Annotated in this window: 11 protein-coding genes; 2 read left to right on the top strand and 9 right to left on the bottom strand. The window is 62.7% G+C overall.

The window, feature by feature from the left end:
- Window positions 1-404: 404 nt before the first annotated feature.
- Window positions 405-4,028, top strand: a complete 3,624-nt coding sequence (locus RBA40_RS06700; protein ID WP_306646957.1) for a calcium-binding protein — start codon at window positions 405-407, stop codon at window positions 4,026-4,028.
- A gap of 20 nt (window positions 4,029-4,048) precedes the next feature.
- On the opposite strand, the gene nudB is transcribed toward RBA40_RS06700, so the two are convergent.
- The 4 genes from nudB to RBA40_RS06680 form a co-directional block, all read right to left on the bottom strand.
- On the bottom strand, window positions 4,049-4,507 hold the full coding sequence (gene nudB / locus RBA40_RS06695) for a dihydroneopterin triphosphate diphosphatase (RefSeq protein WP_306646956.1): 459 nt from the start codon (window positions 4,505-4,507) through the stop codon (window positions 4,049-4,051).
- A 69-nt stretch (window positions 4,508-4,576) separates the two neighbouring features.
- On the bottom strand, window positions 4,577-6,373 hold the full coding sequence (gene aspS / locus RBA40_RS06690; RefSeq protein WP_306646954.1) for an aspartate--tRNA ligase: 1,797 nt from the start codon (window positions 6,371-6,373) through the stop codon (window positions 4,577-4,579).
- Window positions 6,374-6,438: 65 nt separating this feature from the next.
- Window positions 6,439-7,044 carry a DUF502 domain-containing protein gene (locus RBA40_RS06685; RefSeq protein WP_099873941.1) on the bottom strand — a complete coding sequence of 202 codons (606 nt, stop codon included), beginning with the start codon at window positions 7,042-7,044 and terminating at the stop codon, window positions 6,439-6,441.
- Window positions 7,045-7,086: 42 nt separating this feature from the next.
- Complete coding sequence (locus tag RBA40_RS06680; RefSeq protein WP_306646953.1) at window positions 7,087-7,422, bottom strand: FmdB family zinc ribbon protein; 336 nt, start codon at window positions 7,420-7,422, stop codon at window positions 7,087-7,089.
- A 143-nt stretch (window positions 7,423-7,565) separates the two neighbouring features.
- Here RBA40_RS06680 and RBA40_RS06675 point away from each other — a divergent pair, with 143 nt between their 5' ends.
- On the top strand, window positions 7,566-8,561 hold the full coding sequence (locus tag RBA40_RS06675; RefSeq protein ID WP_306646951.1) for a peptidylprolyl isomerase: 996 nt from the start codon (window positions 7,566-7,568) through the stop codon (window positions 8,559-8,561).
- Between the two features lie 69 nt (window positions 8,562-8,630).
- Here RBA40_RS06675 and RBA40_RS06670 read toward each other — a convergent pair whose 3' ends face one another.
- The 5 genes from RBA40_RS06670 to ubiE form a co-directional block, all read right to left on the bottom strand.
- Window positions 8,631-9,227, bottom strand: coding sequence for a methyltransferase domain-containing protein (locus RBA40_RS06670; RefSeq protein ID WP_306646950.1), 597 nt, complete (start codon window positions 9,225-9,227; stop codon window positions 8,631-8,633).
- A gap of 2 nt (window positions 9,228-9,229) precedes the next feature.
- Window positions 9,230-10,798, bottom strand: coding sequence for a ubiquinone biosynthesis regulatory protein kinase UbiB (gene ubiB, locus RBA40_RS06665; RefSeq protein ID WP_306646948.1), 1,569 nt, complete (start codon window positions 10,796-10,798; stop codon window positions 9,230-9,232).
- Window positions 10,798-11,475 carry a ubiquinone biosynthesis accessory factor UbiJ gene (locus RBA40_RS06660; protein WP_306646946.1) on the bottom strand — a complete coding sequence of 226 codons (678 nt, stop codon included), beginning with the start codon at window positions 11,473-11,475 and terminating at the stop codon, window positions 10,798-10,800. Before RBA40_RS06660 ends, ubiB begins: the two co-directional genes overlap by 1 nt.
- A gap of 118 nt (window positions 11,476-11,593) precedes the next feature.
- Window positions 11,594-12,217, bottom strand: a complete 624-nt coding sequence (locus RBA40_RS06655) for a Tim44 domain-containing protein (protein WP_306646944.1) — start codon at window positions 12,215-12,217, stop codon at window positions 11,594-11,596.
- Between the two features lie 10 nt (window positions 12,218-12,227).
- Window positions 12,228-12,962, bottom strand: coding sequence for a bifunctional demethylmenaquinone methyltransferase/2-methoxy-6-polyprenyl-1,4-benzoquinol methylase UbiE (ubiE, locus tag RBA40_RS06650; RefSeq protein ID WP_099873935.1), 735 nt, complete (start codon window positions 12,960-12,962; stop codon window positions 12,228-12,230).
- Window positions 12,963-12,993: the final 31 nt, after the last annotated feature.

The following is a 12,993-nucleotide window of genomic DNA, read 5'->3' as shown; positions in this document are numbered from 1 at the left end:
CGCCACCGGGCAGGCTGATGAGTGGCTTCGCGCGCAACGCGCAATGCCACGATCACGGGACCGAGGTTTCGATGCCCCGGCCGCGGGCCGCTGGCCGGTTCGGGGGATAGCGCTTTTCATACGCCGGTTCAGGTACATGCCGAACCACCGGCCGAACGATGAGCTTCGTACCCACGGCCGTCCATGTACATTTTTTTCATATTTTAAGACTTGCATCATTGTCGGCATGATATTATTTCTGTAATTACACAATACTGGTATCGCAGCAAGAGTAATACCAACGCCATGCCTCCGTAATCGACCAAATCCGACGACCACCGGACTAATCTCATCAGCAAGAACAGCGTGCCGACGCGCCGCCATGGCCCCGGCCGAGCAATCCCCCACAACGAGAAAACCCATTCATGCCCCTGATTACCACCACAACGAACGCCACAACCCCTGGCACCATTACCGGCACCAAGGGCGGCGACACGCTCTACGGTTTCGCCGCCGATGAGGCGCTCAACGGCCTTGCCGGCAACGACCATTTATTCGGCCTCGCCGGCAACGACACCCTCGAGGGCGGCATCGGCAACGATTCCCTGAACGGCGGACTCGGTAACGATGTCTACCTGTTCGGCCGCGGCGATGGCCGCGACATGGCCTACATGACGGACGTGCGTCCCATGACCGAGGTCAACACCCTGCGTCTCAAGCCAGGCGTATTGCCTTCCGACCTGTCCTTCGATATGAGCGGCACGACCATGCTCATCAACATCATCGGCACCACCGACCAGTTCCGGGTCGAAGGTTTCCTGTACGGAAGCAACACGACCAACAGCGCCAATCCGCTGCAGCAGATCATCTTTGCCGACGGCACAACCTGGAACCTGGCCGAGATCCAAGCCAGATTGTACGGCGGCACCGAGGGCGCCGACGTGCGCGGCGGCACTTATCTGGGCGATACCATCAACGGCCTGGCCGGCGCCGACCTGCTCGATGGCAGAGCCGGCAACGACACGATCGACGGCGGCGCCGGTGACGACACCGTCATCGGCGGACTGGGCAATGACGTTTTGCTCGGCGGACTCGGCAACGACAACCTGACAGGCGACGACGGTAATGACACGCTCGACGGTGGCGCCGGCGATGACGTGCTCGACGGCGGCGCCGGTAATGACGTCATCGACGGTGGCGCCGGCGATGACCTTCTCCTGGGCGGTGCCGGTAACGACAGCTATCTGTTCGGTAAAGGCGACGGCAAGGATCGGCTCGGCGGCACCACCTGGGGCGATCCCGGTCAATTCGACACACTCACCTTCAAGGCCGGTGTGCTGATCGGTGACATTGCCATGACCAGCAACCATGATGGCCACCTGATCGTGAGACTCAAGTACAGCGATGACCAGATAACGCTCCATGACTTCATGGCTGACGAAGGTAGCCCCAACATGCCCGCCCTGCAGCAGATGACCTTTGCAGATGGCACCAAATGGGACAAGGCTGCCATCCGAAAAACGCTGTTCGCGGGGACCGATGGCAGCGAGTCCATTTACGGTACTCTCATGGCCGATGCCATCACTGGACTGGACGGCGACGACTACCTGGTAGGCAGGGACGGCGCCGATACGCTCGACGGCGGCGCAGGAAAGGATAACATGGACGGCGGGCTCGGTAACGATATCATGCGGGGCGGGAGCGGCAACGACTACCTCAACGGCGCAGAGGGCGACGATATCCTCGACGGTGGCGCCGGTAACGACCAACTGTATGGCGGTACGGGCAACGATACGTTCGACGGCGGCGCCGGTAACGACACCCTCACCGGCGCCATGGGCAAGGTCCGCTATCTGTTCGGACAAGGCGATGGCCAGGATGCCATCTGGGGGCTGCAGGGCGTGGCCCCGGGACGATTCGGCACGCTTCAGTTCAAGGAAGGGATTTTACCGAGCAAAATCGTCGTCAGCCCGGACTCGCTTTATTCCGACGGCGTGATCCTCAAGCTCAGCGATACGCTTGATCAGGTGACGATCAACAACTTTCTGGACTTCTACGGCGAAATACCGACATACAATCCCGTGCAAGAGATCAGATTCGCAGACGGCACGATCTGGAGCCCTGCCGCCGTTCGGGCGCGCTTGTATGCCGGCACCAACAACAACGATCGGCTCTTCGGCACCATCGGGGGCGAACTGATCACCGGCCTGGCCGGCGACGATACCATTGAGGGCGGAGGCGGCAACGACACCATCGATGGCGGCCTGGGCAACGACATGCTATATGGCGATGCGGGCAACGATACCTATCTGTTCGGCAAAGGCGACGGCCAGGACCAGATCCGCGAGAAAAATTTCGCGGCGCCGGGCGAAGTGAATATCCTGCAGTTCAAAGCAGGGATTACCGCTGCGGACCTTGTTCTGAGCCGGGTGATGGGGGCTCATTTTGGCTATTTTGACGATCTGCACATCGGCTTCAAGGACAGCACCGACGGGATCACGGCCAGGAGCTTCCTGTACGACGACGATATCGGCAATCCCTTCAATCCGCTACAACAAATCCGCTTCGCCGACGGCAAGATCATGGACGCAGCTGCCATCCTGGCCAAGCTGATGGCCCCTACCGAGGGTAACGACACCATCATGGGCACCAGCGGTGCCGACCTGATCAACGGGCTGGGCGGCGCCGACAATTTCGACGGCAGAGCTGGCAACGATACACTCGATGGCGGCCGCGGCAACGACACCGTCAACGGCGGTGCCGACGCCGATATCATCCGCTTCGGCCGCGGTGATGGCCAGGATACCGTGACCGACGACAGCAGTACCGATCTCGATGTGCTGGAGTTCAAACAAGGCGTGCTTCCGGGTGACGTACAGCTTGAAGCATCGCCCGACGATCGCCTGGTCGTCAAGATCAAAGGCAGCACGGACCAGGTGACCGTCCACCAATTCATGCCCTACACCGATATCAGCACCGACGTCAACACGCTGCAGGAGATCCGCTTTGCCGATGGCACCTCGTGGAACCTGGCCAATATCGAAGCGCAGCTGTACGGCGGCAGCGCCGGCGCCGACCGGGTATCAGGCACCGCCAACGCGAATACCATGTTCGGCCTGGACGGGAACGATTTCCTGTCCGGCAAAGCAGGCAACGATACCATCGACGGCGGCCGGGGCAACGATACGATCCGTGGAGGCGGCGACAGCGACACCTACCTGTTCGGAAGGGGAGACGGCGCCGATACGCTGGAATCCACGGACGATGGCAGCACTGGCAAGATCGATGTGCTGCGGTTCAAAGCGGGAATTGTGCCGGCACACATCACCCTGGCAAGTGACGACGACGCGTTGATCATCAAACTTGATGGCGGTAGCGAGCGGATCCTGGTCCAAGACTTCCACCGGTGGGAGGACGTGAACAACCAGAACAACCCGCTGCAAGAAATCCACTTTGCCAACGGCGCGGTATGGGATGTGAAGAAAATAGAAAGCCTGCTGTACGCCGGCACCAGCGGCGCCGAGGAAATCAGCGGCACGTTCAGGGAAGAGTTCATCACCGGCCAGGCTGGGGATGACACCCTTGCCGGCCTGAGTGGCAACGACACCCTCGATGGCGGCGCCGGCAACGACATCATCATCGGCGGCGCGGACAGCGATACTTACTTGTTCGGGCGCGGCGATGGCGCGGACACGATTAGCTCGACCAGCGACTGGGGTTCCAGCAAGGTCAATACATTGCAATTCAAGGCTGGCATTGCCGGCAGCGATCTGCAACTGAGCAAGTCGGACACGACCTTGTTCATCAAGATTGCCGGCGGCACCGACCAGCTGACGGTCTACGACTTCCTGTCGCTGACGACGACGCCGAATCCGGCCAATCCATTGCAACAGATAACGTTCGCCGATGGCATCAGCTGGGACCTGGCCAGGATCAACGCCGAACTGGTCGCCGACGCCACACCGAAAATGAGCGCGTCGTTCACGGGCATGGCGGCGCCCGAGTTCGATGTGGGTCTGGTCGGGGTCGCTACGCCGCCGGTGCTGTAAGCAAACTTGCGCTAAGCCGGTCAGCCCGGCTCGCGCAATCTGCGCGGAAGCTGCAGGATCGCTTCCGCGTTGGACGATGAAAAGCAGCGGTCGGCCGCCTCCACGTGGGGCAGCCAGACGTGCCGCAGGTGCTCGCGCGCGCTCAACACAATGGGCGTGTCGCGCGGCACGCACACGCTGAACACATGTTCGGTGTTGTGGGTCACGCCAGGCGCATAGCGGTGGCGCCAGACCGGATAGATTTCATAGATATTCGACAGCTGCCAGTCGCGCAGCGCGATGGCGTCGCCATCGGCCACGATACCGGTTTCCTCGAACAGTTCGCGCGCGGCGGTGTCGAGCAGCGGTTCATCGGGCGCATCGAGCGAGCCGGTGACCGACTGCCAGAATCCCGGCTTGTCGGCGCGCTCGATGAGCAGCACCTCCAGCGCGGGCGTGTGAATGACGACGAGGACGGATTCCGGGATTTTAGCGGGCATGAATCAGGATCAACATCGGGGCCAAGGCCGCGGACGAAAAAAAAGCACGGCGAACCGTGCTTTTGACGTTTAAACGATCTTCGGTTCGGCGTTGCGCAAGCGGATATGCAGTTCGCGCAGTTGCTTCTCGTCGACTTCGGACGGTGCGTTGGTCAGCAGGCACTGGGCGCGCTGGGTTTTCGGGAAGGCAATCACGTCGCGGATCGAATCCGAGCCGGTCATCATCGTCACGATGCGGTCCAGGCCGAAGGCCAGGCCACCGTGCGGCGGCGCGCCGTATTGCAGCGCGTCGAGCAGGAAGCCGAACTTGAGCTGGGCTTCTTCGGCATCGATCTTCAGTGCGCGGAATACCTTGCTCTGCACTTCTTCGCGGTGGATACGGATCGAACCACCACCCAGTTCCCAGCCGTTCAAGACCATGTCGTACGCCTTGGCGATACATGCGCCAGGGTTCGTCTCCAGCATGTCTTCATGGCCGTCTTTCGGCGCCGTGAACGGATGGTGGGTCGCGGTCCAGCGGTCCGATTCTTCGTCGTAGTCGAACATCGGGAAGTCGACAACCCACAGTGGGCGCCAGACGTCGTCGAACAGGCCGGCCTTCTTGCCGAAGTCCGAGTGGCCGATCTTCACGCGCAGCGCGCCGATGGCGTCGTTGACGACTTTCGCCTTGTCGGCACCGAAGAAAATCAGGTCGCCGTCTTGCGCGCCGGTTTTTTCCAGGATCGCGGCCAGCGCGGTATCGTGCAGCGATTTGACGATTGGCGACTGCAGGCCTTCACGGCCCTTGGCTTTTTCGTTGACCTTGATGTAGGCGAGGCCCTTGGCGCCGTAGATGCGCACGAACTGGTCGTAAGCGTCGATTTCGGAACGCGGCATGCTGGCGCCCTGCGGCACGCGCAGGCCCACGATGCGCCCGCCCACCATGTTGGCGGGGGCGGCGAAGACCTTGAATTCGACATCCTTGACGTCGTCGGTCAGGTCGGTGAATTCCAGCTTGACGCGCATGTCCGGCTTGTCCGAACCATACATGCCCATCGCGGTGGCGAAGTCCATCACCGGGAACGGGTTAGGCAGATCGATGTCGAGCGTGTTCTTGAAGACGATGCGGATCATGTCCTCGAACAGGTCGCGGATTTCCTGTTCGGTCAGGAACGAGGTTTCGCAGTCGATCTGGGTGAATTCAGGCTGGCGGTCGGCGCGCAAGTCTTCGTCGCGGAAGCATTTGGTGATCTGGTAGTAACGGTCGAAGTTGGCGACCATCAGCAGCTGCTTGAACAGCTGCGGCGACTGCGGCAGCGCGAAGAAGTTGCCCGCGTTGACACGCGACGGCACCAGGTAGTCGCGCGCGCCTTCCGGGGTCGACTTGGTCAGCATCGGCGTTTCGATATCGATGAAGCCGAGGTTGTCGAGGTACTTGCGCACTTCCATCGTCACCTTGTAGCGCAGGCGCAGGTTGTTCTGCATCTGCGGACGGCGCAGGTCGAGCACGCGGTGGGTCAGGCGGGTCGTTTCCGACAGATTGTCGTCGTCCAGCTGGAACGGTACCGGCACCGAGGCGTTGAGCACTTCAACGGCGCTGGCGACGATCTCGATCTTGCCCGATTTGAGGTTGTTGTTGACCGTGTTGCCGATACGCGCGGTGACCACACCGGTCACGCGCAGGCAGTATTCGTTACGCACCGCTTCGGCGACCTTGAACATCTCCGCCTGCTCCGGATTGCAGACCACCTGCACCAGGCCTTCACGGTCGCGCAGGTCGATGAAAATCAGCGAGCCGTGGTCGCGGCGGCGGTGCACCCAGCCGCACAGGCTGACGGTTTGGCCCAGCAATTCTTCAGTGACAAGGCCGCAGTAGTTTGTACGCATGGAGGACATATTGTTTTCAGTCTAGGTTGGTTATTCAACGGGCGCGGAAACGATGCGCCGCACTCTTACTCTTTGGTTGGCAAATGCTCGGGGGCCACGACGCCCATCGAGACGATGTATTTGAGGGCCGCGTCGACGCTCATGTCGAGTTCGATCACCTTGCTGCGTTCCATCATCAGGAAAAAGCCCGAGGTGGGGTTCGGCGTGGTCGGCACGTACACGCTGACGAAGTCGCCCACCAGGTGGTTCTTGACGTCGCCGCCCGGCACGCCCGTCAGGAAGCCGATGGTCCAGCACTCGGCGTGCGGATACGGCAGCAGCACGGCCTTGCGAAAGGCGTTGCCGGACGAGGAAAACAAGGTGTCCGATACCTGCTTGACGCTGCCGTAGAGCGAGCTGACCACGGGAATGCGGTGCAGCAGGCGTTCCCACAGGCGCACCAGATAGTTGCCGACCAGGTTGTTGGCCAGCAGGCCGGTGAGGAACACGATGGCGATGGTCAAAATCGTGCCCAGGCCCGGAATTTCGCGCCCGAACAGGGTATGCGGCTGCCAGCGCTCGGGCACCAGCAGCAGCGACTGGTCCATGGTGCTGATGACCAGGTTCAGGACCCACAGGGTGATCGCCAGCGGGACCAGGACCAGTAATCCGGTGATGAAATATTTACGCATTCGGCTCTCGGTAATTGGCGGGACGCCACAGCGTCCCTTGGCTCAGGGCGTGCCGCTGCCCGGCGTGGCCGATGGCTTGGCTGGCGCCGCGGGCGCGGACGACTCGGCGGCCGGGCTGGCCGCAGCGGCAGGGGCCGCGGGCGCGGCTGCGCCGCCCTCGGCCGGACCGCTGGCGGTAGCCGTCGATGGCGCGGCTCCGCCCCGGAAATCGGTGGCGTACCAGCCGGTTCCCTTGAGCTGGAAGCCGGCGGCGGTTAATTGCTTCTTGAAAGAAGGCTTGCCGCAGGACACGCAGACCGTCAACACAGGGTCGGAGATCTTCTGCAATACATCCTTGGCAAAACCGCATTCATCGCAGCGGTAGGCGTAAATCGGCATTGAATACTCCGCAAAAATCGTCAAAACCCTGAATTATAAGCTTTTTTCAAAGTCACAAGCATAAATGGCCAGCCACGAGGATGGTAAGATGCGTGCCTGCTGCGCGGCATGCGCCGGGCTAACTTGAAAAAGGAAATTGAACGATGTTGATAAAGTCTCGTGTTCTGTTCATCGGCGCTGCCTCGGCGCTGGCACTGGCCGCCTGCGGCCCAAAAGATACGGCCAACGCAGCGCCTGCGAAGTCCGGTGCGACCTCCACCTCGGCTCCTGCCGCCAAGGATGGCGTCGCAGCAACCGTCAACGGAACCGCGATTTCGACCGCCACGGTCGACATGATGGTCAAGGAGCGCACCTCCCAGGGCCAGCCGGACACCCCTGAGCTGCGCAAGGCCATCGTCGACAACCTGGCGATGCAGACCCTGGTGGCCAACGAAGGCACCAAGAAGGGCCTGGACAAGACCGACGACGTCAAGCGCCAGCTGGAGCTGATCAAGCAGTCGATGACGGCCAACGCCTTCATCCAGGACTGGATCAAGGCCAATCCGGTGACCGACGAGATGGTCAAGGCCGAATACGACAAGATGGTCGGCACGGCCGGCGGCACGGAATTCAAGGCGCGCCATATCCTGGTCAAGGAAGAAGCCGAAGCGAAAAGCATCATCGTCAAGCTGAAAAAGGATGCCAAGGCATTCGCCAGCCTGGCCAAGGAAAAATCGAACGATCCCGGCTCCAAAGTCAACGGCGGCGATCTGGGCTGGTTCAACCCGGCCAGCATGGTGCCCGAGTTCGGCGCGGCCGTGGCCAAGCTGGAAAAAGGCAAGTTCACCGAAGAGCCGGTCAAGTCGCAGTTCGGCTACCACGTGATCATGCTGGAAGATTCGCGTCCGATCACCCCGCCGCCGCTCGAGCAGCTCAAGGATCAGCTCAAGCAGCAGGTCCAGCGCACCAACATGAAGGCGTATCTGGACAAGCTGAAAGCTGACGCCAAGATCGTGTACACCACCCCGGCGCCAGCGCCAGCGGGTGCGGCGGCACCGGCGGCACCAGCGGCACCAGCGGCCCACGATGGCCACGACCACGGCGCAGCACCCGCACCGGCGGCAGCGCCAGCGGCCGCCACCCCGGCAGCATCGAAGTAAGCGGCTCCGGCCGGCGCCGCGGCGACTACGCCGCGGCGTGCACCACGCCGTTCCCCCAGCGGGAACGGCTCACCTGCGCTGCCACACCTGCCAGCGCTCCTTGCCGGCAAACACGGCAATCGAATCCTCCACGGCAGCATCTTCCACGCAGCGAAACGCCGGCGTGAGCATGGCATCGAGTTCGGCCCGACCGATTCCGAACGGTGGCCCCTTGAGCACATCGTCGAAGAAGAAAAATCCCGCCAGCAGCGCCCCGGGCGCGAGCAGGTCAACCCAGCGCGCGGCCACTTGCGGCCACATGGCGCGCGGCAAGGCGCACAGGAAAGCACGTTCGTACATCAATTCGACCGGCTGGTCCGGCGCAAACGCAAAAAAGTCCGCCTCGCGCACGCGCTCGCTCCACGGCCCCACCGCCACCCTGGCAGCGGCCACGGCGGCCGGCGAAAAATCGATGGCGGTCGCGTCCCACCCGGCGTCCGACAGGTAGGCCAGTTCGTAGGCGGCGCCGCAGCCGGGAATCAGGGTGCGCAGCGGGCGAGCGGCGCGGCTGACGAAATCGCGCAGCGCCGCCGGCACCCCGCCCCGGTCCCAGGGCGTGAAACCGCGCTCGAAGCGCTCGTCCCAGAAGGCGGGCGACTGCGGATCGCGGCTGGCGAACTCAAACATGGTCAGATCAGGTGCGACCAGCGTCCGTAGGCCAGCAGCGCCACCGCCCCGCTCACGACCAGCGCGGCGCAGGCCAGCGCCACCGAGATCAGGCGGTTGGTGCGCTGCTGCTCGATCACCAGGATCTTGAGCAAGTCATGGTTGATGGTAGCCGGCTCGGCCGCCTGCAGCAGCGCCCGGTGAACCAGGCGCGGCAGTTGCGGAATGATGTGGGTGTAGCGCGGCGCCTCGGCCTTGAGGCGCTCGACCATGCCGCGCACGCCGACCTGTTCGCCCATCCAGCGCTCCAGGTAAGGCTTGGCGGTCTTCCACAGGTCCAGGTCGGGGTCGAGCTGGCGCCCCAGGCCTTCGATATTGAGCAGCGTCTTTTGCAGCAGCACCAGTTGCGGCTGTACTTCCACGTTGAAGCGGCGCGAGGTCTGGAACAGGCGCAGCAGGATCTGGCCGAAGGAAATATCCTTGAGCGGGCGGTCGAAGATCGGTTCGCAGCAGGCGCGCACGGCCGATTCGAGCTCGTCGACCCGGGTTTCGCGCGGGGCCCAGCCCGATTCGATGTGGGCTTCGGCCACGCGCTTGTAGTCGCGCCGGAAGAAGGCCAGGAAGTTTTGCGACAGGTAATCCTTGTCGAAGTCGTTCAGGGTGCCGACGATGCCGAAGTCGAGCGCAATGTAGCGCCCGAACGTTTCCGGCGCCACCGAGACCAAGATATTCCCCGGGTGCATATCAGCGTGGAAAAAGCCATCGCGAAACACCTGGGTGAAGAAAATCTCGACGCCATCGCTGGAGAGTTTTTTCAGATCCACGCCCTCGGCCGCCAGGCGGTCGATCTGCGAAACCGGAATGCCGTGCATGCGTTCCATCACGATCACGCTGCTGGCGCAGTAATCCCAGTACATCTCGGGCACCATCAGCAGGTTGGAGCCGGCGAAGTTGCGGCGCAGCTGGCTGGCGTTGGCCGCCTCGCGCATCAGGTCGAGTTCGTCATGCAGGTATTTGTCGAACTCGGCGACCACTTCCTTCGGTTTCAAACGCTTGCTGTCGGCCCAGATGCGCCCGATCCACTCGGCGGCGATATGCATCAGCGCCACGTCTTCATCGATCGACTTTTTCATGCCGGGACGCAGCACCTTGACGGCGACTTCCTTGCCATCCTTCAAGATTGCGAAGTGCACCTGGGCAATCGATGCCGACGCGACCGGGGTGCGGTCGAAGCTGGCGAACAGTTGGTCCGGGTGGGCGCGCAGCGAGCGCGTGATCTGGGCAATCGCCAGTTCGGAACTGAACGGCGGCACCCTGTCCTGCAGATGGGTCAGCTCGTCGGCGATGTCGAACGGCATCAGGTCGCGCCGGGTCGAGAGTACCTGGCCGAACTTGACGAAGATCGGGCCCAGTTCTTCCAGCGCCATGCGCAGGCGCACGCCGCGCGGGGCCGAGATATCGCGCCAGAAAATCACATTGTCGATCAGCTTGGCCGTGCGCGGCACTTTCAGGCCGGAAATGGCGATTTCGTCGAGGCCGTACTTGACCGCGACCCGGAGAATTTTAAGCAGGCGCAGGAATTTCAATACCATTAAAGATCCAGTTTCTGTTGCCCGGCAGCATTTAGCGCGTCCGGTGCGGCACCCGTGGGCGCCAGCTTTTGTTCGAGCCGGGCGAGACGCTTGGCGGTACGCTCGACATCGTCGCGCAGGCGGCTCACTTCGGCGCCGAAGTCGTCGACCGTGGCCGGACGCACCAGCAGGGGCTGCTCTTCGAGGAAGAATTCGGCCAGGTTTTCCGCCACCTTGCCGTGGGCCGCGCGCACGCCGTCGAACACGCTTCTGGCGCCACCCACCAGGCGGGTGGCGGCGATCGGGCCAATCAGGCGTTCGAGGTCATGCTCGGCTTCCCAGCGCAAACCCTTGCTCAGTTGTGAAATCGTGTTGGCGAACTCGGCATCGCCTTCGATCTTGACGTAGGAAAAGGCGCGCTCGCGGTTCTGGGCGATCAGCGGCAGGTCGGCCAGCTTGACGCGGATGGTGACGCTGGCGCCCTCCTCCGGCGTGCCGGCCGGGCTGGCCTCGACCATGCCGTCGCGCGTGACAAGCAGGCGCAGCGCAATGCCGCTGGCATCGATGCAGGCCACTTTACCGCTGTGCGGCGCCAGTGCATCCCTGGCCCACGCTTCCTGCGCCAGCAAGTGATTGATTGCGGCGATGGCGGGCGCCATCAGCGCGGATTGGGGAGTAAACGAGTTCGGTGGTGACATGTGGGCACGCTTAAAGAACAAAACCGCCTAAGGAACGGGCGCCCGGGCTAGGGCGGTTTTGATCTTACCAGTTTGCCGGGCACTTTTCCGGCAGCACTGTTACTTTGAGAAAGAATAATCAGGAAAGCTGCCCGATGCCCGCCAGCTTCCAGTCGCCGCCGCCTTTGAGCGGCCGGGACATATTCCATACCTCGGCCAGCGGCTCGGGAGCGGCGCCCGGCGCGGTGCGGATCTGGCCGCTGAAGCGGACCGTGGCCAGGAAGGCGTCGCCAACGGTCTCGACACCCAGCAGTTCGGACTCGATCGATACCACCTCGGTGACGCTGGCGCCGGGCGCCTGCATTTGCGGCTGCAGTTCGGCGAATACCTGGGGCGTGGTGAACTGGCGCAGATCGTTGGCGTCGGCCTTGTCCCAGGTCTTTTGCATGCGGATGAAGGTGGCCTTGGCCTGGCGCAGGAAGGCGGTGTTGTCGAAACCGGGCGGAAAGGCGGGTTTCGTGCTGACCGCGACAGGCGCTGGTTTGGCCGCCGCGTCCCGGCGCCGGATGATGCGAAAGCCAAAGAAACCGGCCAGGCCGAACAGCATGACCGCGCCGCCGATGAGAACCTGGGGCGGGTATTCCGAGGTGGCGGCGGCGGCGGGAGCGGCGGCCGGGGCCTGCTGCGCCATGGCCGCGCCGGGAAGCGCCGTGCCGGACAGCGCCGACATGGCGAAAATCATGCTTGCAACAAATTTTTTCATCGTACGTTTCCTAGAACTTGATACCGGTGTGCAATGCCGCCACGCCGGCCGTCAAATTGAAATACTGGACCCGCTCCAGGCCGGCCGTTTCCATCATCGTCTTGAGGGTTTCCTGGTCCGGATGCATGCGGATCGACTCGGCCAGGTAGCGGTAGCTTTCGGCGTCGCCGGCGATTTTCTGGCCCAGCCACGGCAGCACCGAGAACGAATAGACGTCGTAGGGCTTTTGCAGGGGCGTGGCAACCTTGGAGAATTCGAGCACCAGCAGCTTGCCGCCGGGTTTCAGGACGCGCCGCATTTCCGCCAGCGCCTGGTCCTTGTGGGTCATGTTGCGCAGGCCGAAGGCCACGCTGACCCGGTCGAAATAATTGTCGGGGAACGGCAGCTTTTCGGCGTCGCACAGCAGGGTCGGCGTGATCAGACCCTTGTTGAGCAAGCGGTCGCGGCCGACGCGCAGCATCGATTCGTTGATGTCGGTGAGCCAGACTTCGCCGGTCTTGCCGGCCTGCTTGGCGAAAGCCTTGGCCAGGTCGCCCGTGCCGCCGGCGATGTCGAGCACCTTGAAGCCGGGGCGCACGCCCGCGTTGGCGATGGTGAAGGTCTTCCACAGCCGGTGCAGGCCGCCCGACATCAGGTCGTTCATCACATCGTACTTGGATGCGACCGAATGGAACACCTTGGCCACCTCGTGGACCTTGTCGTCCTCGGAGACCGTTTTGTAACCGAAATGTGTGCTGTTTGTCATAGTAGGGCCGCCGTTTGTCTGCGTGCATTAT

Origin of the sequence: Massilia pseudoviolaceinigra, assembly GCF_030846505.1 — a bacterium.
Classification (GTDB): domain Bacteria; phylum Pseudomonadota; class Gammaproteobacteria; order Burkholderiales; family Burkholderiaceae_D; genus Telluria_A; species Telluria_A violaceinigra.
This window is presented reverse-complemented; position numbering and strand designations above follow the sequence as displayed.

Excerpts from the sequence above, each read along its gene's own strand:
- RBA40_RS06700 (WP_306646957.1), top strand. The coding sequence starts at position 405 with ATGCCCCTGATTACCACCACAACGAACGCCACAACCCCTGGCACCATT.
- nudB (WP_306646956.1), bottom strand. The coding sequence starts at position 4,507 with ATGCCCGCTAAAATCCCGGAATCCGTCCTCGTCGTCATTCACACGCCC.
- aspS (WP_306646954.1), bottom strand. The coding sequence starts at position 6,373 with ATGCGTACAAACTACTGCGGCCTTGTCACTGAAGAATTGCTGGGCCAA.
- RBA40_RS06685 (WP_099873941.1), bottom strand. The coding sequence starts at position 7,044 with ATGCGTAAATATTTCATCACCGGATTACTGGTCCTGGTCCCGCTGGCG.
- RBA40_RS06680 (WP_306646953.1), bottom strand. The coding sequence starts at position 7,422 with ATGCCGATTTACGCCTACCGCTGCGATGAATGCGGTTTTGCCAAGGAT.
- RBA40_RS06675 (WP_306646951.1), top strand. The coding sequence starts at position 7,566 with ATGTTGATAAAGTCTCGTGTTCTGTTCATCGGCGCTGCCTCGGCGCTG.
- RBA40_RS06670 (WP_306646950.1), bottom strand. The coding sequence starts at position 9,227 with ATGTTTGAGTTCGCCAGCCGCGATCCGCAGTCGCCCGCCTTCTGGGAC.
- ubiB (WP_306646948.1), bottom strand. The coding sequence starts at position 10,798 with ATGGTATTGAAATTCCTGCGCCTGCTTAAAATTCTCCGGGTCGCGGTC.
- RBA40_RS06660 (WP_306646946.1), bottom strand. The coding sequence starts at position 11,475 with ATGTCACCACCGAACTCGTTTACTCCCCAATCCGCGCTGATGGCGCCC.
- RBA40_RS06655 (WP_306646944.1), bottom strand. The coding sequence starts at position 12,217 with ATGAAAAAATTTGTTGCAAGCATGATTTTCGCCATGTCGGCGCTGTCC.
- ubiE (WP_099873935.1), bottom strand. The coding sequence starts at position 12,962 with ATGACAAACAGCACACATTTCGGTTACAAAACGGTCTCCGAGGACGAC.